The organism is Pseudophaeobacter leonis (assembly GCF_002087335.1).
In the GTDB taxonomy this organism is placed as follows: domain Bacteria; phylum Pseudomonadota; class Alphaproteobacteria; order Rhodobacterales; family Rhodobacteraceae; genus Pseudophaeobacter; species Pseudophaeobacter leonis.
In genome coordinates this window covers 43,779-62,972 of record NZ_MWVJ01000116.1, presented here as the reverse complement: position 1 = coordinate 62,972, position 19,194 = coordinate 43,779, and the positions used below count along the sequence as shown (strand labels likewise).

Genomic DNA, 19,194 nt, shown 5'->3' with positions numbered 1-19,194 from the left:
TGTTGCAGCGACCCGTTGAAACCGCAGGACGGAGCCGACTTTCGCTGCACTTGCGCCAATGGCTGCTTACGTTATTTGGACAAGAGCAGTTCAGCTTTCACGCATACTGCCGACACCATTCCGATCTCTCATCATTGGCGGCGGAATCTAAAGAACTGCAACTATGAGATCTTCCTTGAAGATTTTTCGAGTATCGAGTTTGTCGGTTAAATAGCCTTTGAAATCACCTGCATTGTTGGTCGACATCAGCCCCAGAATAACGATTTCGGGATATTCATCGAGCATTGCACTGCGTAATTCGGACCGGTTGCGATACGTAACCCGCGGAAACGGAGACGGGACTTTCTGCACATCAGTCAGATCTTCCAAAGCCATCGGAGGCAGCAACCACCCTTTTGCGATATGTGGGCAAATCGTCTCGTGATATACAGCATACATAACCAAAAGCTCTATGGGGACAATGAACAACGAGAGCGCATCGTCAATCTGGGAGTTTAGCCCTACCAAATGAAGTGCGTCCACAAAAACATATGTCTGGGTGAACGTTCCCTCGCTGACCAAGTAAGATTGAAGGGAGGCAATAAGCGCACCCTCCTCCATTTCGGACGGATCATTTTCAAGCTCGATCAGCACGATGCCGTTCTGCGCCCTGCAGTTGATCTTCGCTGCCCCAAGAGATTTTTTGAGGTGCGCCTTGGTTTTTTTGGCGATCCGTTCGGCCTGCACGATCGTCTCTTGTGCGGTCGCGCTGAAGATACTTGAGTCTGCGGCTAGTTTTTCGTTGATTTGCTTAACAAACCTGTACTGGATCGAGCTGACATCCGTGACGTTTGCCTCAATCGCGTCGACCAAAGATTCCAGACTTAAGCAGGCAAAGCGCACACCAGAACTGTCGGTTGTGGATCGGTACCCTTCGCTGGATCTGCGCGAAAGGATCACAACGCTTTTGCCGACCCCATGCTCCTCGAAACGGGGCAGGAAAACGGACAGGCTGGCCGGGTCAATTTCGTCCGTCGATAAGATCAAGATCTGACTCGCCCCGCTTGCGTCCACCGCCAGCCAACTGCCCCGTGAATGGACTGACCCGCGTATTATATCGGGCGTACATTTTGGATGGATAGGATCGTCCAAATCCGTCCCGTCTGGCACCAATAATACCACTTCCCGTCCAACATTAACGCCCCAGACCTCAAGCGCTTCTTCAACGAGGCCAACAGCATCATCGTCCGCCACAGCAATGACCACATGATCGGTTTTCCCCCTCTCTTGTTTCTCTTCGTCTTTGGTGGCCTGAATACGACGTGCGATCGGCAAGAGCAGCTGTGTAAAAAACGTGATAATGATCATACCTGCCAGAACGGCGGCGACTTGATAGATTGCGTTTAGGACTTCCGAATTTTCAACGCCAGTATCCTGATCCGCCCTTAAGCGTGCAATCACATTTCGGCTTAGCGTGCGCAACAGTTCTTGAGGGTCTTGATCTGTAGCGAACTTCGTAAATATTACCATAACGAGCAACACACCCGCCATGATCACGAGCGCTTCCAGAAAAGCCCGGAAATATGCTGCGACTGCCGAAATACGGCGGGCCCAGACCTTTTGCCTGCGAGCCACGTCGCGGGCGAGCTTGAAGACGCGCAAAAGACGCAATAAACGCAATCCTTTCCAAAGAGCCAATTGCTCAAGCCAATCTGGATAGGCCTCGGCTGGTTTCTGTAGTAGCGCGTGATCGAAACCAGCGCCGGTAAGCGAGACAACGGCACTTGGAGGCAGGGCAAAATAGACTAGAAAAACCTGCCACAATAACAGTGTCTCGAGCAAAATAACCGGGAAATCAACAAGACCCCATGTGCGCAGGTATCGAAACCGCCTAAAGTTTAGACGCACGCAAAACTCGAAGATGAAAAATCCCAAGATGATGAGGTTAAGCGCGGCAAACTGCAGGGCAAATGAATCGAGCACTAGCTCAAGTCCCAACAAGAGTAGCGAGCCAAGGACGATCTGGTTCATCATTGAATCGAACCAAGTTAACTCATCCGGCTTTGCGGTATTGTGACCTTGGATTCGAATCTTCTCCAAAATACAGGGACTAGAGGACGGTCGGGCGCGTTCAGGACGATTTTTTGATCTACGGTTTCAAGTGCCCTCAGAAGCGCTTCGATGTTGTCGGAAAAAAATTTCTTCAATAAAACGGATCCATATTGCGAAATAAAACATTGACACATGCATACGCACCGAGTTTGCGAGACATTACGCAAACATTGTTGTTTTGATAGCGCGATAATACGGTTATCGCTACCCATATTTGGAGGCAGCTAAAAACGCTCAATTTTCGACCGTCAAAACCCCCATTCAAAACTCAAGCAGTGTTGAAGATTTTTGGCGGTCCTTTGTTAGCGGACATTCGTGTAACCCGCAGCATCAGTCAAGTTGGGCTCGAAACGGACATGCGGCGGTGCGGCAGCAGGGTCGCAGCGTTTCCGCACTAGTTCCCAGCCGCTAGATGACGGCAGCCAGCCCAAAGGAGACGTTCCGATCACAAGGAGACGGCGGGGAGTGAGTTCTCGCCGCAGGCGCGAAGGCACACGACGAAGCGGACCTTCAACATGACCGGATTGAGCGAAAGCAGCAAAGTCCACGGAGAGCCCAATTGGCCAATTGCTGAAAAATGATCCATTGCCCGTTCCATTGCGTGAACCATTACATATGGGGAAGCCGCCTGTGACATCTGCTTAACCTCTTTAGTCTTCGTAAGGCCAGCCGGTGAGCGCTAAAGAACTTCGAAACTTTGCGAAAAGTTGGCCTGTCGACAAATCTGATGCATCATAAGGTGACCAGCTTGCGAAAGGGGTATCGCTTTGTTCAGTACCCTCGTCAGATCGTCTCCTGCGCTTCCTAACAATCTTCTCGCGGTGTTCATTAAGTTCCCAATGCAATATCGTATCTTTGGTACCAAAGGTGACTGGTTTTTCGCCCAAATATTCAACTGACGGAATGTTTGAGGCGATAAGTGAGAGCCCCATGAGTTCGCCCATATTGATGCTTGAGATGTGTCCTCCCGCAACTGGTTCCGGTTTATTAATGCGGCAACGGCGCATGTCAGCACCAATAAACTTCGAATGAGCACAATCAATGTAGTTCAATACAGATCGATCGAAACGAGCACCCGAGAAATCTGAAAACTGTAAGTTTGAAAATTCAAACCGGCATTGAGCAAGTATCGCACCACGAAACGATCCGTGTGCTAAATTAAAACCACGAAAATCACACCGTCGCAAATCAAGGCGGTACTTCCGTGAAGCTTCGATATCGATTTGCTCTTCGCTCCGACGCTTAATTACATCAATTGCAATTTGAACATCGGTTCGCGGTGTAAATGGTCCTTCTTCGTCGTATTCTGGTTCCAACAACGGGGTCGAAACGTTTTCACGCACATAAGCACAAAGAATTTCCATAGCCCGAACATGATCATGTCCGCTGTCGAATCGAGTGCTATCCTGTGCGATACGTTCCAAGGATAGAATAGCACCGATCCGAACTTCAATATTGGGCGCGGTTTCTTTAAAAACTTGCCATGGGCTTTCGACCCCAACAGCCTCATTCACCTTTAGTTTTACACCATCACCTTGCCACTCGATGACCGTCCTCTCATCCGGCCATGTCGACACAGTTATCCTGTACCCTTCGTCAACTTCTTCTGTACGTTCGTCCCATCTTTGACACCACTCACGCGGCGAAAGTTTCGTGAGTGGCTTGTTGAAAAAATCTTGGGCCCGATCTTCGTCGTAGTTGATACGCTCCACCTTACCGGTCCAAATTGTTACTGGGCGTCCAATTCGCTCAACGGCTTTTTCCACCCCTAGCTGTTCGACTGCTTTGCTGATCCGGTCAGTTATATGACCTTCTTTTTGGTAGCGAACGGTTTGGTGTTTCAAAAATGTGGACCAGATCAAAAAGGGCGAACCGAGTAGGGCTGCGATCAAGGCACCAGCGCCAAGGTTGACCCCCTCACTCGCGCTTGTGACACCCAGCATGATAGTATGCCAGATTACTGCAAACGCAGCGACTATCGCAGAGGCGAATAGCAAAGGAACTGCGAACGTTAACAATGCACCGATAAGATGTCCCAATGGGCGTGCTGTCCGCCAATCGGGTGTATCTGATATCCCGAGCCAACCCAAGAACCCGCTTCGTCTACCGTCGTTGGACATTTTTTCACCATCTATCCGTTGACCACAATCCCTACGGGATAAGCATGCTGCGTCAACAGCCTACTTGAATAATTCGGGCGAGCAGTCGCCCATCGTGAATTCTGGTCTTAGATGGTTTGGTGATGAGACATTCTGCTTACGGCAGTGCCATGCCGACTGGGCTGAGCTAGCCGACTGGGCTGAGCTAAACGAAAAGACTCACCCAAATGCCAATTCTCCCAAGATGTTCCTTTGCAATTACTGGCGACCGTGTTTTTTGGAAGTGGCCATGATCGCCCCCCCTTCCGAAACACGTCTAAGGTTTGCTTGTCGATCATGATGCATTTGCTGCCATTCATGACCTGGCGCGCAAGGTTCGCGCTGTCGCACAGCGCCCTCCAACCCCAAATTTCGCCACATCTCACATTCATGTCCGCTTCTCAGGGGGCTGCACAGCGGTCACAGGCTGTGTTTTCAGGCCGAAAGGCTAACTTTGCAAATGTCGCTATCTGCACATAGCCGACATCCAAGCTAAGAAATGTTTCTGTTCAAGTCTTCAAGCAGATAAATCTGATTTGATCCGGAGGGCCCAGCCATTGAGCCGGAGGTCTTGCGCTCAATGGGGTGCAATATGCACTAGTCGCATACTGCATCTCCTGAAATTTCTTGTTTGTGCGGTTTGGCGCTTTCTCTCTTTGTTTTTGTTGCGTTCTGCCAAACTTTCATAGTCTTCGTGTTGTTTTTACTGGATATTCGCTAAATTTAGGTTCTGGCGCCGCGAGGCGTGGGGGTTCGAGTCCCTTCACCCGCACCACCTTGATTTCAAACGGAAAATTCAGCTCCTAGCTTGGCGAATTTTCGAAGGTGTTTTTGAAGTTTTACACTTCTTTTTACACTTTGGTTTTTGTTCCTATTCCGTTTTTGTTCTGTTCCGTCGCAGCTGCGCAGTCTTTGAAAGCTGCTTCTGGCCAGCCTGCTGGCGGTACTTCTTGACCATCTCGAGAGATTTGTGCCCGGTTACTGATTGTATCTCTGTGTCTGAACAGCCCGCCTCAGCTAGTTCCTTGGCTGCTGTGTAGCGCCAGCCGTGAATCACGTAGGCCCTGGCTGAAATCGTCTCTCGTATTTCGGACACAAGAAACTGCGGCCGGCGCTTGCTCAAATGCTGAGTGAGGTTCTTTGCAAGAATATGCCTGCCCGCTCTGGGCACCTGCGCGAGATAGGATTGCAGGCGCTCTGGGCAGAAAATGGACAGACGGACTCCTGTCTTTTCCTGCACAACTTCCATGTATCAGCCCTGGAATTGCTCCCACTCCATAGAAACCACATCGCCGATCCGCTGACCGGTCCCGATACAGAGCTCAAAAATGGTCCTCTCTACTGAAAGTCCATGTTTTTCACAGTGGCGCTCGTAGGCTGCGAGTTTTGCTTCTGGCCAGGCTTCGTAGCTGCCACCTTTGAGCTTTTCAACGCCCTGTGCAGGGTTTGCTGTGATCCACTCAAGATCTATAGCATGGCGAGCCAGGATCGATATCTGTTCAACCATTGCATTCGCTTTGCGCCATTGGTCTGCATATTGATCACGGGCTGAGATTACGTCCCGGCGACGCAATTTTGTGAAATCCTTGGTGCCATTTTTTTCTCGGATCAATTCGAGCGTGCGGCGATACTCTGCTTTTGTTCCATCCTTCAATCGCATGAAGCGCGGGGTCTGGTAGTAGCTGACGATAATCGCCTCGAATGTCGTCTTTGCTGTCTTCTTGGCTCTGCCTGTTCTGATTTCCCAATAGGCCCGATCAAACTCTGGGCTGTCTGGGTCGTCTGGAAGCCTGATCCGGGTGTCTCCTCGCCGAAAATACCAATAGTCTCTCCCAGAGCGACGGATGCAGGCGAGGTAGGGCTTGGCGTTTTTCTTTACCATGTGAAATCATCTTCGTTCATTGCATCACCGCTCAACACCGTCTCAAGGTCGGATACTCTCCATCTTTCAAGACTACCCGTGACCGTTGTCCCTCAGCTGTCGGCACCGGCCCGGTGTATCCAGCGCAAGGTGTCAACAAATCGGTCGGCACTCTGGGCGTCGATGGGATAGGATTACTCCCCCGCCCCATACAAGCGCCCAGCAGTGACACCAAGCAAAGCAGACAAAGGCGCATCGCGACCTCCCATTAGGACCCGCTCATCAGAAAGCGCCGCCCAGTACTGGCCTTCAAAATGGACCACTCAAATGGGGTGATCATTCAAATGCCAGGCAAGTTTGACTCAGATCAATGCGGCTCTGGTCGCCCAAGGACAAGTTCGTATCAGTTGTGTAATAGGCACGAGTCATTCGGTTGCGCATCAGCTTTTTGTAGCCAACTTCAAGCATTCCTGCTTGGATACTTGTGACCGCATATTTCAGATGGAGGAAAGAAATGAGTGATCCAGATGTCGTTCAGAATACAAACCCGGATTATACTGTAACACATACTTTCAGTACATCCGACATTGTCGGCACTTTCGACGGCACGTCCGTTTCAGACACTCCGTCGATCATCGACTGGAGCGCAGACCCCAAGGTCACAAAGGGAGGTACGGACCTTTTCCCGATTGATAGTGAGTTTGGTTACCACGTTACCGACTTCGTGGGTGCTGAAGAAAAAGAAATCGATGGCAGCTACACCGAAGGTTGGGCTGGCGATTTGTCGGGAGAGGGCGGCGAACATATTGGCCTCGTTGTGTCCGATGCTCCCACGGACACGTTCCAGACACCGGCTGTTTTGGGAACTTGGCTGTCCGGTTTGGGCGGGAACACGGTCAAGGCATCGCCCGAACACTACTCGGTTATGCAAGAGGTTCTGGTCGGCCAGAAGTTTCCTGAAGATCCTGATGCTCTCTACCCATTGGATGACGATCTGCGCTTGGTTGACTTCGACGGTGGTGTCGCCGGGCCGCTTAACGACTTTTACGCCTACGAGATGACTGAAGCGTTGGAAGAGGCCTTTGAGCACAAGGAACTCGGCACGCCCACAACCGGCTTGTCTATGGATTTCGACCGGGATGGCGCCGCCGAAACCTACCAGACCGGGACGGTGGTTATTGATGGGCTCGAGGTGGCCGCCGTCGATATCGGCGAGGATGGCACCTGGGACATCATTGATCAGGGCCTTAATGGCTACGGAGGAGATGCCGGACTCGTCGATCTCATGGCACCCAACGAAAGTTCTGTCACCAAAGACATCGCATATGGTGACGACTATTCCGTGACGGTAAAAGACGACGGAAAGCTGCTCTACCGGTGGGGCAACACCATCAAAAAGCCCAACGATATTCGCATTGAGGTGGAGATTCCGCTGCCCGATGACTGGTCGCAGGTTGATCCTGCCACTGGATTGCGTCCTCTTTATCAGATCACCGCTGCAGAATTGGCGACATCGCACACGATCACCAATAACCCCAACGATCAGATACGACCCGAAAACTTTGAGAACGAAGCCGCGATCGGCGTTCTGCCCTCGTTCACAGTGGATTCAGTATCCGGCAACCTGGTGTCGACGGACGACTACTATGCCGGCGATGGCTCGTTCTATCCCGCCGGAACCATTCTGCTGGATACCGCGATCCCGGATGATGTGGCCGGAACCTTGCTGGCTGATATTGGTGCCGCGTCCCCAGACCTCTTGGAGGGCTATACCAACGCCTACTACACCACCCTGGACCGTGAACCTTTCACCGCCATCCCTGATGGTTCGGGAGGCTACACTATGGGGCCACGCTGGCGTTTGCAGCCTGACAAATACGGTCAGGATCTGCCGAGCGTTGTCATCCCCAATGACCCAAGCCAGTCGCCACCTACCACCCAGGGTGATCAAAAATATGAGGTTGGTGCTGACACCCTGACAGTTATCAATCTGCTCGATTGGGCAACCGATGTTTCGCCACTGTCGCTCAGCGCGGGCTACATGAATAACGTCGGCAGCGCCAGCGAAGGCCTGAACATGACAGGAAATTTTGATGCCGCATTCTACGTGAAAGGCGACATCAAACCGGCGACTCTGTACAATACCGAGTTGATCATGAGCTACGATAAACTGACGGTCAGTGATGAAAACGTAGCCATCGCGGGTTCTGACTCTGCCGACTATCTTGTCGGACAGGGCGGCAATGCTTTCAGCGGCGGCGCAGGTTCTGACTTGTTCGTTGTCTCTTATGGCGGATATCCCGGAGCAACCTTCAATGACAGCACGATCCTCGACTTTACTGCTGGTGAAGACGTGGTCGGGCTTGTCGGGGTTGGAGCGGACATCATTGAACTCGATACCGCGATGGAATCGACCAATATCGGACAGGTCAGCAATGGCGGAAATCTGGAGATTTCTGTCGACGGGAAGCTCATCGTGACGCTCAACGGTGTGACAGAGGCTCTCGGTGCCGAGAGTTTCTTCACCTCGACTCAATCCGCCTATCCCTCTTTTGGGGGAGCTGGGAACGATTTCTTGGTCGGCACACCAAATGCCGATTACATGGCGGGCTTTGCAGGCAATGACACGATTATGGCGCTGGAAGGCGACGATAACGTCATGGCTGGTGAAGGAGCGGATTCCGTTCAAGGTCAAGAAGGCAACGACACTATCAATGCTGGCGACGGCAACGACTGGGTTTCAGGCGGTGTCGGCGATGACAACGTCTGGGGTCTGACTGGTTTCGACTATATCCTGGGCGATGCTGGCGACGACCTGCTCGGCGGTGGTATCGGCAACGACACCATAAACGGTGGTGACGGTGCGGATCGGATCTGGGGCGGCGCTGACGATGACCGTCTTTGGGGATTGGACGGAGCCGACAAGATCCAGGGCATGGACGGCGCCGACTTGTTGGGTGGCGGTGATGCAAATGACACCCTTGACGGAGGCAACGGCAACGACAAACTCTGGGGTGGCACCGGGGATGATGATCTGACTGGTGGCCTTGGAGCGGATGTCTTCGCTTTCAACACCGGCTTCGGGAACGATACGGTAAACGATTTCCTTTCCGGAACAGACACCCTTTCGCTAAACGAGGATCTGTGGGGTGGTGGACTGACCGCAGCACAGGTGACATCGACTTACGCTGCTGTGTCAGGATCTGATGTTGTGTTCGATTTCGGCGGCGGCAATGAGTTTTTGCTTGTCGGTGTGTCCTCGACTGCCGGACTGGAGGGGGATATCCTCCTGGTCTAGACATTTGATCTCTTCATGGACAAAGGAAAGGGCTTCGATTTCGGAGCCCTTTTCGTTCAATCTGCATGGGTGCAGAGCGCGACAGTAAGGATCACCAACCCGAGGCAGCCTTGATCGGCATGGACCTCAACGCCCCTTTGACCTGACGTGTCTTCATCAGGGCCATTGCAAACCTCTGGCATCGGTATGATGACGGTAGAGCCCTTGGGACAAGGCGCCAGCTGCAAGACCGATACATTCAGTCGTTCCAGCCAATGACGGCAACAGAGCGATCAGATCCGCCGGTTCACCAGGGGATGTCGTTTCTTTGACCACCTTGCCATGAGACGACAGGACGCAGATCCCGATACTCTCTCGAGACAGGTCCAGGCCCACGAATAGTTCAATATTGAAACCCTTTCCCCGAAAAGAAATCTCGCGGGAAAAAAGCGCGGGCACAGATCACGCAGGCCAAGGGCTACGACACAGGACCAGCTGCCAAAGGGCAGGTCTCAACGCTGATTTCTCGCGATCAGCCCCAATACTGAATCTTTGCAAGTCCATGCAGGCGCGCGTATTGATTGCCTTATCCTCCTGGCTGGCCCAGCCCTTAAAGAACAGAGTTTGAAATGGAATTTTTTAACGACTACCTGCCAAAAACTGGCGACAAGGTGATGACCAAATGGGCGCACTACTTTGACATATACTACAGAGAACTCACCCGTTTTCGCCAAAGCCCCATAAAATTTCTTGAAATTGGCGTGTTTCAAGGTGGTTCGCTGCCAATGTGGCGTGAGTTCTTTGCCGAGGGCTCTGGGCTGGTTTTCATAGACATCGACCCGAGCTGCAAAGCCCATGAAATCGAGGGTACGACTGTAAAAATTGGGAGCCAGGCTGATCCTGAGTTCCTGAAAGAACTGATCAACACGCATGGTCCGTTTGATGTCATTTTGGACGACGGCAGTCATTTGTGTAACCATCAAATTTTTACATTCGAACATTTGTGGCCCAGTTTGAACCATCAGGGTGTTTACATGGTGGAAGACGTGCATACCTCTTACTGGCCTGGCTTTGGAGGCGGCTACCGAAACGAGGCAAGCTTTATCGAGTATTCCAAGCGCATCGTAGACCGCATGCACTCTTGGTATACGGACCAGGATGACCTTTTTCCTTTTGATCCAATCGCCCAAGAGCTGCACAGTGTGCGCTTTTACGACAGCATTTGCGTGTTCGAAAAAGAAAAAGAAAAAGAAGCCCCCATGTCCTTGACGATACAAAATGGCAAGCTGCTCGGATCGCGCAAAGTTCTGTCAGGAAGAGGGAGGAAATCCGTTTTCGCGAACAAAGATGATGGCTAGGCCATGTTGACAAAAGGGATTCCCACTGACGTCTTGAGCCTCCCCCAAAAAAGTTGTCCGCGCCTATGACTAGGAAACCGGAGGGCCATCGATGGTGACTAAGAGACCCTCGCGCCGACGTGCCTGCATTGATCCATTGATCATGTGCGCAGTCAGATGAAGGACACTGTGCGGCGTGTATACCGCGTCCTGGGTCATCCATCATATCCTGAGCCATCCATTTTATTCTGATCCGGGCTGATGGCTCGCCGATGCACTACCACGCGATGGCTCGTGTCATGGTGCGAGAGCGAATGCGACTGGGTCTTATGGCCTTCGATCAACACGCGCTGCGCTATCGCGGCGTGATGGAGTTGGCATGGGCAGATGGCTCTGATGATGAAATTGCCAGCTTTAGCGGACACACCACCAAAGCAATGATTCAGAAATATGCAGGGGAGGCGAGGCAAATCATGCGTGCCAGCCAAGCAGCGGCAAAACGCAGATGAACAGAGCGAGACCAGAACGTAAACATGATACCAAAGGTGATACCCCAATGAGAACGCTAGATGCTAAGTCATTGAAAGTATTGGAGGCGAGTACCGGAACCGTCGCGATTCTGATAAATCTTTAAGTTTCAATTGCTTAATCGCTATTTGAGACTCATGGTTAGTGTCCATGTTAGTGGGGCAAATATGTTCAAATCGCTCTTCCAACTGTGCCAAGGACTTCAGGGGGTGGGTTGCGAGGTCTCCGGAAGTAAAACTTATTCCGCGTCGATTCTTGTGACTTTAGGTTGATAGCCAGCGGAAGATGAAGTTGCGGGAGCGACTTGGTTGACCGCGAAACGCGCGATCCAACTATCAAGCATGACATGCGCTGCCACAAAAGACGTAGTCGGATTGAGATCATGTTTGGCCAGTTGAAAATCTGGCAACGTGTGGCAAGACAACCGTGGGCATTGCTGACATAGACGCAGCAGATTGAGCGGGAAGTCACTCAGCCTTTCGTTGATCTTCAGGACCACAGCGGTCAATGTCCCCCGTGAGAAATTGAGCAGAAAGTCATTTATGTCAGATGCATATTATAACTCGTCTATTCCAGATTTCGTGAATGAAGCGCCCGAGGCCATCTTAGGAAAGCTGACCTTGAGACATCATCACGAGCTGGAACACCAGCAACGAAAAGCCTGGTGCGAACAAATTCGCATTTTGCAGGACCAATTCTTGGGCCTTCTACATGGGCATCTATTTTTCGAACTTATTATTCCGCGTATGGGGAAGCGAGCTGACTGTGTTGTAATTCTATCAGACACCATATTTGTCATCGAGTTCAAGGTGGGCTCAACGACATTTGATCGACATGCTATTGACCAGGTCCACGATTATGCTCTTGATTTGAAAAACTTCCACCTTGGAAGTCATAACGTTCATATCGTACCGATCTTGGTTGCGACGAATGCTAAAAGCGATCGGACTGAAGTCGACTTTGCAGCAGACTGTGTCGCCACACCTTTGCTTCTTGGTTCAACTGAAATTAGCGTTACGCTGTTGAAGGTCGCCAATCAATCGGAGGGGATGGCTATCGATTGCGATGATTGGCAAGCAAGTGGTTATCACCCGACGCCAACGATAATCCAGGCGGCGCAGGCTCTCTATCAAAAACATGATGTAGAAGAGATATCCAGGTCTGATGCAGGTGCAAAGAATTTGCAGTCAACTTCCAGGCTCATCTCTGAGATCATTGAAGCGTCCAAGCGTGAAGGTCGAAAATCAATCTGCTTTGTTACAGGTGTTCCAGGAGCGGGGAAAACTCTAGCGGGTCTTAACATTGCTACTAGCGAGCAGAGGGTCACGAGGATGAACACGCTGTATTTTTGTCCGGAAATGGACCTCTAGTAACAGTGTTACGTGAAGCACTGGCACGGGATCAAGCTGCCAGAACGGACTCTAAGAAGACAGATGCTTCACGGGAGGTTCGTAGCTTTGTACAAAATATTCATCATTTCAGGGATGAATATCTCCGTGATCCATCCGAACCATTTGAAAAAGTTGTTGTTTTCGATGAAGCGCAACGGGCATGGACCCGTGAGCAAGCCTCAAAATTTATGCAAACAAGACGGGGGCTGACAAGCTTCTGTCAATCTGAACCGGAATTTCTTATTGGCGTCATGGACCGCCACAAAGATTGGTGCACAATCGTCTGCTTGATCGGTGGTGGCCAGGAAATCAATACAGGAGAAGCCGGACTGCTTGAGTGGCTCAGCGCTTTGAAAACGGGTTTCCCAGACTGGGAGATACATGGATCTGCGTTGCTGGGTGATCGCCATTACACGATCGACCCAAAGGCTGTTGAGCTTCTTAAAGAGCCCACAATTATACTTCATTCCGATCTACACTTGGCGGTTTCGATGAGGTCATTTCGAGCGGAAAGATTGTCGTCTTTCGTGTCCCAACTACTTGACTGCAATTCAGGTGAAGCAGCAAAAACCCTTGCCGAACTTCTGCCCAGGTACCCAGTCTGGGTGACGCGAAATCTCAATGAAGCGAAATCTTGGCTTCGGTCGGTAGCCAGAGGAAGTGAACGAACAGGACTAGTGGCATCATCGGGAGCCCATAGACTCCGGCCTGAGGGAATACACATTAAGTCGCCAATTGACACAGAAAGTTGGTATCTAAACGATAAGTCTGATGTACGTTCTTCTTACTATTTGGAAGATGTTGCTACAGAATTTTACGTGCAGGGACTCGAAGTCGATTGGGCTGGCGTGTGCTGGGATTGCAACCTTCGATACGTCGACAGTCGTTGGGAACATAACGCTTTCAGGGGCAGTAAGTGGCAATCAATAAATGCAAAAGACCGGCAACTCTTTCTGCTCAATTCATACCGTGTCCTACTGACAAGGGCTAGGCAAGGGATGGTCATATTCGTACCTGAAGGAGACCAGAGCGACCCCACACGACTACCTGAATTCTACAATGGAACGTATCAATTTCTTGTCGACTGTGGTGTGCCAACAAATCCGGTGCATGTTGAGCCTAGTATGTCATTCACGGCATAATGTACCGACTAGGGTATGGGAAGGTCACTCATCTCTTTGTCTGTCGTTATGGCTATCACTTCCAGTGAATCCAATCAAAAAATCCGAGAAAATGTTGGTCACATTTCTGGATTGCAGTCTAAACTCAATTGTTCTTGTAGGTTGATTCATTTGATACAGATTCAGCCAAGGTTTGGGGCTGAACTCAGGTTTTTAGAAGCCGGTCTTAACGACGTGGTGCCGCTCTAGATAGCCCAGATAGGGTACTTGTGGGATACATATACCAGGCCATCACCACTTGGCGCAGTAAGATGCAGGTTACTACATTAAGTGTATTGAGTTATATGAAAAGAAGTTGTTAACGGATTTTTTGGAGTTTGTTTCGGTCGGATAGCAGTTTGCCCTTATCTCAGTCTATCTGTTCATTGGCAAAATTGGATCAACAAATGCAGATAATAATGGTGCGTCAGATATGAGTAAGAAAAAAAGCGCTTGTCCTTTCTGTAAGGAAGAAATTCAATCGGGGGCTACGGTCTGCAAACATTGCGGGTCAAAATATACAAGCAACTCTCCTATGGGGTGTCTTTTTGTGATTGGCTATCCTTTTATACTTGTGGCTTCCAGTCTTATTTCGCTGGAAGTTTTTTCTGTGTTTCTAATTGGGGTTCCATTTTTTGCGTTGTACTTGATGTTCACATCAAGTTGGAAACGTGGAGGGAAATGAAAAAAAATCCAAAAAATGGGTGAGGTTCAAAGTTTTTTTGCATAAATATAGTTAGTTGCGGCAACTTGACTAGTTGCACCTCCGAGCATAAGTGACGCGGCCTATTTTTCACATATGTCACTGTTAGATCATGACCCATTTCTGCTTTCTTTAGTCATATGGTGTGCCTAAAAATTTTGAAATGAGGTTGCAATTTCTTATTGGATATGGTATTTATTACCCTCTCGCGGATCAATCGACCAGCCTTTATGGCGAAGCGAGAGAACTCATCCGATACCATCTATAAAATTTCCTCGCTCTGCCTCCTTGGAGAGCGTAATGTATAGTTGCATCTTATAATAACACAATAGGGAGAATAAATGAGATAAATGAAATTTTTAAATGAAATTGGGGAAGAAGGGCGATTTGTATCAATAATTGAAAACCAAATTCAACAAATAAGTGATCGGATGAGTATAAGCCAACCTAACGGTGGCTACATGAATCCGAAACTCTACTTTCTAACATCTGTCTACAATGAAACTTCTTTGATTATGTGTCCGAACAAACGGCTGGAATATGTTGAGGGCAGACAGAAATGTTTGTTTATGAGAATTATGGGGGCCACCGTTTCAAGATACATGAAACCCAAAAATCGTTATAAACAGCCAGTATCTATTGATTTTTTTGATTTTCCAGGCACTCGAAGAGGTGGCAGAGACACTCTTTCCTTGCCGCATGTTCACTCTGTGCTGCTCATCCATCCAGAGACTGATGAGAAGTTTAATCAAGCCAGGACGAATGATTTCTGGATCATAAATAGACCTGATCTAAATCGTCGGATACGAAGTCTAAAATGCCTGAATATTGAAACAAAAGAAGATCTTACAAGGATTGTGGGATACTCCTCAAAGTTCTTTAGAAACCCGACTTACCCATTCAATCAGTCGCTTCTACATGAGCGTCTCTATAACAGTCAGGGCGGAGAAATGCCTTTATGTGGTGTCGGAAAGTAATCGAATAAGAGTTTAACGGATTTAGGAAAGAAAGAAGCGAAACCTCGCTGTCTGAGGTTGGTTGAGTTTTTGCATGAATAAGTTGTTTTTAGAGAAGACAACGTCAAAATGTTCTCGTTCTCCAGTTGCCTATCCAGGCTCTTCTAATGATCGACACCTAAAGGTGGCAACGGGGTCAACTTACTACAGATCGATAAAGATTATGACCCCATCTCTTGGTTCTTTAACAGCCGGTAAACGGATGCCCGGCTAACCCCCAACTCTGTTGCGATATTTGTTGCACCTTTGCCTTGTGCGGCCAGTTTCTGGATGATGGTTGGATCTATTGATGCCTTCCGCCCCTTATAGACGCCGCGTTGCTTGGCCTTTGCGATCCCTTCGGCTTGACGCTTGCGGATCATGTTGCGTTCGAATTCGGCAAAAGCGCCCATCATTTGCAGTTGTAGATTAGCAAGTGCGTCGTACTGATCGCTTGAAAAAGTCAGATTTTCGGAAAGAAACTTTACGCTCACCTTTTTGTCGTTCAGTACCTGGACTATTTCTTGAAGGTCCCGAAGATCACGTGCGAGGCGGTCGATTGAATGCACAAGAACCTCATCGCCTTGTCGAGAAAATTCGATCAACGAGTTCAACGATGGCCGATCTGCTGACGACTTCCCCGAAATCTTCTCTTCGAAAAGTTTGTCTACCTCACCCAAGTCCTGGCGATCTAGGTTCTGGTCGAGTGTTGAGACGCGTTTGTAACCTATCTTCATTGAAACCTGCTATGTAGTGTTTTTTGCCTCTAAAGTCTAAATGGATTCGTATTTTTTGTCAAATACCGGCCTTAAAAACACACTGAAATGAAATTCTTGGAGTGTATCGATTGGGTAGAGCCAACCGTGACACTCGTGCCTTGCCTGATGTCGGTTCAGCGTAAGGAGCGTAGTTAGCAAATTCAGCCTTTCAGCTCGATCAGAAAGTACATCATGCGCGCAGCGCCGCGAACCAAAGCAGAGGGTCTTGCAATCTGGGGCTGCAGAGCGCAGCCTACCCCAAAAAAGGAGAGAGCTTTGGTAAAGAGTCTTCTGGATTGGGCTGAAGAGCAAGAGCCGTGGGTTGGTGACAGTCTACGTCGTATAGCTGATACATCAGATCACGCGGTCATCGAAACCGATTTCAAAGCGATATGTGAAAACGTCAAAGCCGCCGCCGGAATCCGAGGTGCCGTAGCGAACGTGATCTCTCTTCAATCGGAGCACATTTATGGCATAGAGACAGACAAACCTCGAACGGTACTAACCCAAATCGGACCTGTCCAAAACATTGATCGCTTGGCGAATGATCAAAAACTCAGATTTTCGCCAAGTGGAATTACCTTGATCTATGGGGAGAATGGCAGTGGAAAAAGTGGCTATACACGCATTGCGAAGCGCCTATGTCGAAGCCTTGAAACCGATGAGCTGCGAGGGAACATATACTCTGAATTCGAGGGTCCGAAACGTGAAATAGTCAAATACTGTGTTGGTGACGAAGACCTTACCACAATCGAATGGGACCCCAGTACCCCCCCACCGCCGGTCCTTCGGCAGGTATCTGTTTTCGATAGTCACAATGCGCGACTTTACGTCGACCGAGGAAATAAGATTGCTTACCTGCCGACAGAGTTGGCGATCTTGGAGCACCATGGTGAAGTCTGCAAGCGCATTGAGGGTATGCTCAGGCAGCGGATCAAAGAGCTGACTGAAAGAGTGAGGGCGGCCCTCCCTGCAGGCTACACGCCAGATTCAGATGTCAGCATCATGCTCAGAAAACTGAATCCTAAGGCATCAGTTCTGCCAACTGAGGCCCAGCTAGAGTCCCTTTCAAAGCTCTCGGACAAGGAACAGGAAACTCTTTCCACTCTGGAAAGGGAACTGTCATCCGATCCTGTCGCGATGGCCGATGTCAGACGCCGCGCCATCCCTCTCCTCGAACGTGCCAACCAGAGGTTTGAGGAATGCTTAGCGGCATACTCCGACGAAGTCGAACAACGACTCGGCAAAGCCCGTATCGAACTGCAAGACGCAAGCAACGCTGCTCGTCTCGCTGCGAAAATGCAGTTTACTGGTGAGGTTCTGCCGAACGTGGGAGAACATGTGTGGAGAATTATGTTCGACGCTGCCCGTGAATTTGTTACGAACGGGCACGAGCCTATTACTGAACGGCTGCCCGAGCACGTAGGCGATCACTGCATGTTGTGCCAGGAGCCACTTTCGATAGCAGGATCTGCTCGCATTAAACGTTTCAATGACTTTGTTGCTGGGGAGGCAAGCAAGCGAGCAGATTTGGCACGAAAGGCGCTAGACGAGGTTGTTTCGAGCATTGAGGCAGCAAAGCTTCCTCAAGCGGATACTGTACGTGACGCGCTCGTTGAATATTCTAAAGATACGGTTGAGCGAAAAGAGATCGTCAAGAAAATTGCCGCTGCGCTCGATGCTCTTGCCCAACGCCGTGCAAGCCTATTGTCAACAGAAATATCGCTCACTCAGCAGCCCGACCTCTCCCACTTGATACAGTCAATTTCGACGGAGCTGAGCGCCCTTGCAGAAGAAGCCGCTGAGTTTGAGAAACAAGCTTTGCATAGTGAAGTTCTCGACAAAAAGCGTAAACAGCTCGCCAACCTGAAAGATCGCACCAAACTCGCGAACGATTGGGAGACCGTCTTGCAGCGGCAGCGTGATCTTTCGTTGATCAAGGAGCGTGAAGCTTGCTTAACGCTTGTGGCGTCACTCCCTATTGCGACCCAGATAACTGCACTTCGCAAAAAGTTGGTCACAGCCGAGCTCCAGGACAGAATAGCCCGCGAGATTAAGGCATTGGACCTTACTCATTTACCTCTGGAAGTTTCAGATACCAGCTCAGGTGGCCAAAGTCTTTTCTCTGTTGGGCTTCAAAGTGTGCAAAAGGCAAAGTCGCAGAAAATTCTTTCTGAGGGGGAGCAGCGCGCATTGGCTCTGGCGTGCTTTTTGGCTGAGATTGGGGATGAAAATGTCGAATATGGCATTCTTTTGGATGATCCTGTTTCTTCTTTGGACCACAAGCGAATTCGGCAAGTCGCGCAGAGATTAGTTGCGGAAGCGCGCAAAGGGCGCCAAGTAATCATCTTCACGCACAATATCGTTTTCTTTAACGAAGTCGTTGGTGAAGCAGAGATTTCCGGAAGCAGTGCCCCCTTAATCAAAAGCGTTGTGACGAAGACCCTTGCAGAAGGGTTTGGCGTCATTTCTGAGGATAGCGAGCCGTGGATTGCGGACGTGAGAGGGAGGATGCCTCCATTGGAAAAGCGACTCAAGGAACTTCGCCAATTCGACGACCGAAATACGGATCAGTATCGCCGAAGAGTAGGGGATTTCTACTCCGACCTTCGTGAAACATGGGAACGTGCAGTTGAGGAGCTTGTGCTTGCTAAGACTGTTGCCCGCTTTGATCCAAGGGTCCAAACTGGCAGGCTACGCGACGTCGAAGTTACTGACGATATGTACAAAACGATCTATTCCGCGATGACTAAGGCATCCGAGCGTTCAGGTCACGATATGGCGGCAGCGAGAGATATTCCGCTACCGTCTCCAGATGAGATGACAGAAGACCTTCAGGTTCTGAAGGGCTTTCAGAGTACACACAAAGCACATGTTACCGCATTAAGGAAGAGAAGGAAGGTGTTGGAGGCTCCCGAAAAGGCGATACTTGTGTAGTCTGGTGACCTGCCCCCG

13 protein-coding genes are annotated in these 19,194 nt (G+C 49.9%); 7 read left to right on the top strand and 6 right to left on the bottom strand.

Going from position 1 to position 19,194, the window contains the following annotated elements:
- Nucleotides 1-147: 147 nt before the first annotated feature.
- From B4968_RS21680 to B4968_RS24990, 4 genes are all read right to left on the bottom strand, one after another.
- Nucleotides 148-2,013, bottom strand: a complete 1,866-nt coding sequence (locus tag B4968_RS21680; protein ID WP_139792971.1) for an ion transporter — start codon at nucleotides 2,011-2,013, stop codon at nucleotides 148-150.
- 728 nt (nucleotides 2,014-2,741) lie between these two features.
- A complete protein-coding gene (locus B4968_RS21675; RefSeq protein ID WP_161492637.1) occupies nucleotides 2,742-4,034 on the bottom strand; it encodes a pentapeptide repeat-containing protein in 1,293 nt (430 codons plus the stop codon).
- Nucleotides 4,035-5,100: 1,066 nt separating this feature from the next.
- On the bottom strand, nucleotides 5,101-5,478 hold the full coding sequence (locus B4968_RS24995) for a tyrosine-type recombinase/integrase (RefSeq protein ID WP_241525922.1): 378 nt from the start codon (nucleotides 5,476-5,478) through the stop codon (nucleotides 5,101-5,103).
- A 3-nt stretch (nucleotides 5,479-5,481) separates the two neighbouring features.
- A complete protein-coding gene (locus B4968_RS24990; RefSeq protein ID WP_241525921.1) occupies nucleotides 5,482-6,111 on the bottom strand; it encodes a site-specific integrase in 630 nt (209 codons plus the stop codon).
- Nucleotides 6,112-6,604: 493 nt separating this feature from the next.
- Between B4968_RS24990 and B4968_RS21665 the strand changes: the two genes are divergently transcribed.
- The 3 genes from B4968_RS21665 to B4968_RS21655 all read left to right on the top strand — a co-directional run bounded on the left by B4968_RS21665 (nucleotide 6,605) and on the right by B4968_RS21655 (nucleotide 11,213).
- The gene (locus B4968_RS21665) at nucleotides 6,605-9,388 is read left to right on the top strand and encodes a calcium-binding protein (RefSeq protein ID WP_083101275.1); all 2,784 of its coding nucleotides are present in this window, start codon (nucleotides 6,605-6,607) and stop codon (nucleotides 9,386-9,388) included.
- Nucleotides 9,389-9,996: 608 nt separating this feature from the next.
- Nucleotides 9,997-10,725: a class I SAM-dependent methyltransferase gene (locus B4968_RS21660; RefSeq protein ID WP_083101274.1), complete on the top strand. Its 729-nt coding sequence runs from the start codon at nucleotides 9,997-9,999 to the stop codon at nucleotides 10,723-10,725.
- Between the two features lie 308 nt (nucleotides 10,726-11,033).
- On the top strand, nucleotides 11,034-11,213 hold the full coding sequence (locus B4968_RS21655; protein WP_241525920.1) for a hypothetical protein: 180 nt from the start codon (nucleotides 11,034-11,036) through the stop codon (nucleotides 11,211-11,213).
- A gap of 257 nt (nucleotides 11,214-11,470) precedes the next feature.
- Here the strand turns inward: B4968_RS21655 and B4968_RS26330 are convergent, their stop codons facing one another.
- The gene (locus tag B4968_RS26330) at nucleotides 11,471-11,731 is read right to left on the bottom strand and encodes a hypothetical protein (RefSeq protein WP_420916588.1); all 261 of its coding nucleotides are present in this window, start codon (nucleotides 11,729-11,731) and stop codon (nucleotides 11,471-11,473) included.
- A 43-nt stretch (nucleotides 11,732-11,774) separates the two neighbouring features.
- On the opposite strand from B4968_RS26330, the gene B4968_RS25460 reads away from it, so the two are divergent.
- The 3 genes from B4968_RS25460 (at nucleotide 11,775) to B4968_RS23360 (ending at nucleotide 15,463) form a co-directional block, all read left to right on the top strand.
- Nucleotides 11,775-12,602: a DNA/RNA helicase domain-containing protein gene (locus B4968_RS25460; protein WP_206601129.1), complete on the top strand. Its 828-nt coding sequence runs from the start codon at nucleotides 11,775-11,777 to the stop codon at nucleotides 12,600-12,602.
- Nucleotides 12,603-12,607: 5 nt separating this feature from the next.
- Nucleotides 12,608-13,765, top strand: a complete 1,158-nt coding sequence (locus B4968_RS23875; protein WP_277620979.1) for a DNA/RNA helicase domain-containing protein — start codon at nucleotides 12,608-12,610, stop codon at nucleotides 13,763-13,765.
- A 1,071-nt stretch (nucleotides 13,766-14,836) separates the two neighbouring features.
- The gene (locus tag B4968_RS23360) at nucleotides 14,837-15,463 is read left to right on the top strand and encodes a hypothetical protein (protein WP_139792970.1); all 627 of its coding nucleotides are present in this window, start codon (nucleotides 14,837-14,839) and stop codon (nucleotides 15,461-15,463) included.
- Nucleotides 15,464-15,663: 200 nt separating this feature from the next.
- Here B4968_RS23360 and B4968_RS21645 read toward each other — a convergent pair whose 3' ends face one another.
- The gene (locus B4968_RS21645) at nucleotides 15,664-16,218 is read right to left on the bottom strand and encodes a recombinase family protein (protein WP_083101273.1); all 555 of its coding nucleotides are present in this window, start codon (nucleotides 16,216-16,218) and stop codon (nucleotides 15,664-15,666) included.
- A gap of 297 nt (nucleotides 16,219-16,515) precedes the next feature.
- Here B4968_RS21645 and B4968_RS21640 point away from each other — a divergent pair, with 297 nt between their 5' ends.
- Nucleotides 16,516-19,176: an AAA family ATPase gene (locus tag B4968_RS21640; protein ID WP_161492636.1), complete on the top strand. Its 2,661-nt coding sequence runs from the start codon at nucleotides 16,516-16,518 to the stop codon at nucleotides 19,174-19,176.
- The last annotated feature ends 18 nt before the right edge of the window (nucleotides 19,177-19,194 follow it).

What these genes read in the sequence shown, in the direction of transcription:
- B4968_RS21655 (WP_241525920.1), top strand. Translation starts at nt 11,034, where the DNA reads ATGGCCTTCGATCAACACGCGCTGCGCTATCGCGGCGTGATGGAGTTG.
- B4968_RS21645 (WP_083101273.1), bottom strand. Translation starts at nt 16,218, where the DNA reads ATGAAGATAGGTTACAAACGCGTCTCAACACTCGACCAGAACCTAGAT.
- B4968_RS21675 (WP_161492637.1), bottom strand. Translation starts at nt 4,034, where the DNA reads ATGCTGGGTGTCACAAGCGCGAGTGAGGGGGTCAACCTTGGCGCTGGT.
- B4968_RS25460 (WP_206601129.1), top strand. Translation starts at nt 11,775, where the DNA reads ATGTCAGATGCATATTATAACTCGTCTATTCCAGATTTCGTGAATGAA.
- B4968_RS21660 (WP_083101274.1), top strand. Translation starts at nt 9,997, where the DNA reads ATGGAATTTTTTAACGACTACCTGCCAAAAACTGGCGACAAGGTGATG.
- B4968_RS21665 (WP_083101275.1), top strand. Translation starts at nt 6,605, where the DNA reads ATGAGTGATCCAGATGTCGTTCAGAATACAAACCCGGATTATACTGTA.
- B4968_RS24990 (WP_241525921.1), bottom strand. Translation starts at nt 6,111, where the DNA reads ATGGTAAAGAAAAACGCCAAGCCCTACCTCGCCTGCATCCGTCGCTCT.
- B4968_RS21680 (WP_139792971.1), bottom strand. Translation starts at nt 2,013, where the DNA reads ATGATGAACCAGATCGTCCTTGGCTCGCTACTCTTGTTGGGACTTGAG.
- B4968_RS24995 (WP_241525922.1), bottom strand. Translation starts at nt 5,478, where the DNA reads ATGGAAGTTGTGCAGGAAAAGACAGGAGTCCGTCTGTCCATTTTCTGC.
- B4968_RS23360 (WP_139792970.1), top strand. Translation starts at nt 14,837, where the DNA reads ATGAAATTTTTAAATGAAATTGGGGAAGAAGGGCGATTTGTATCAATA.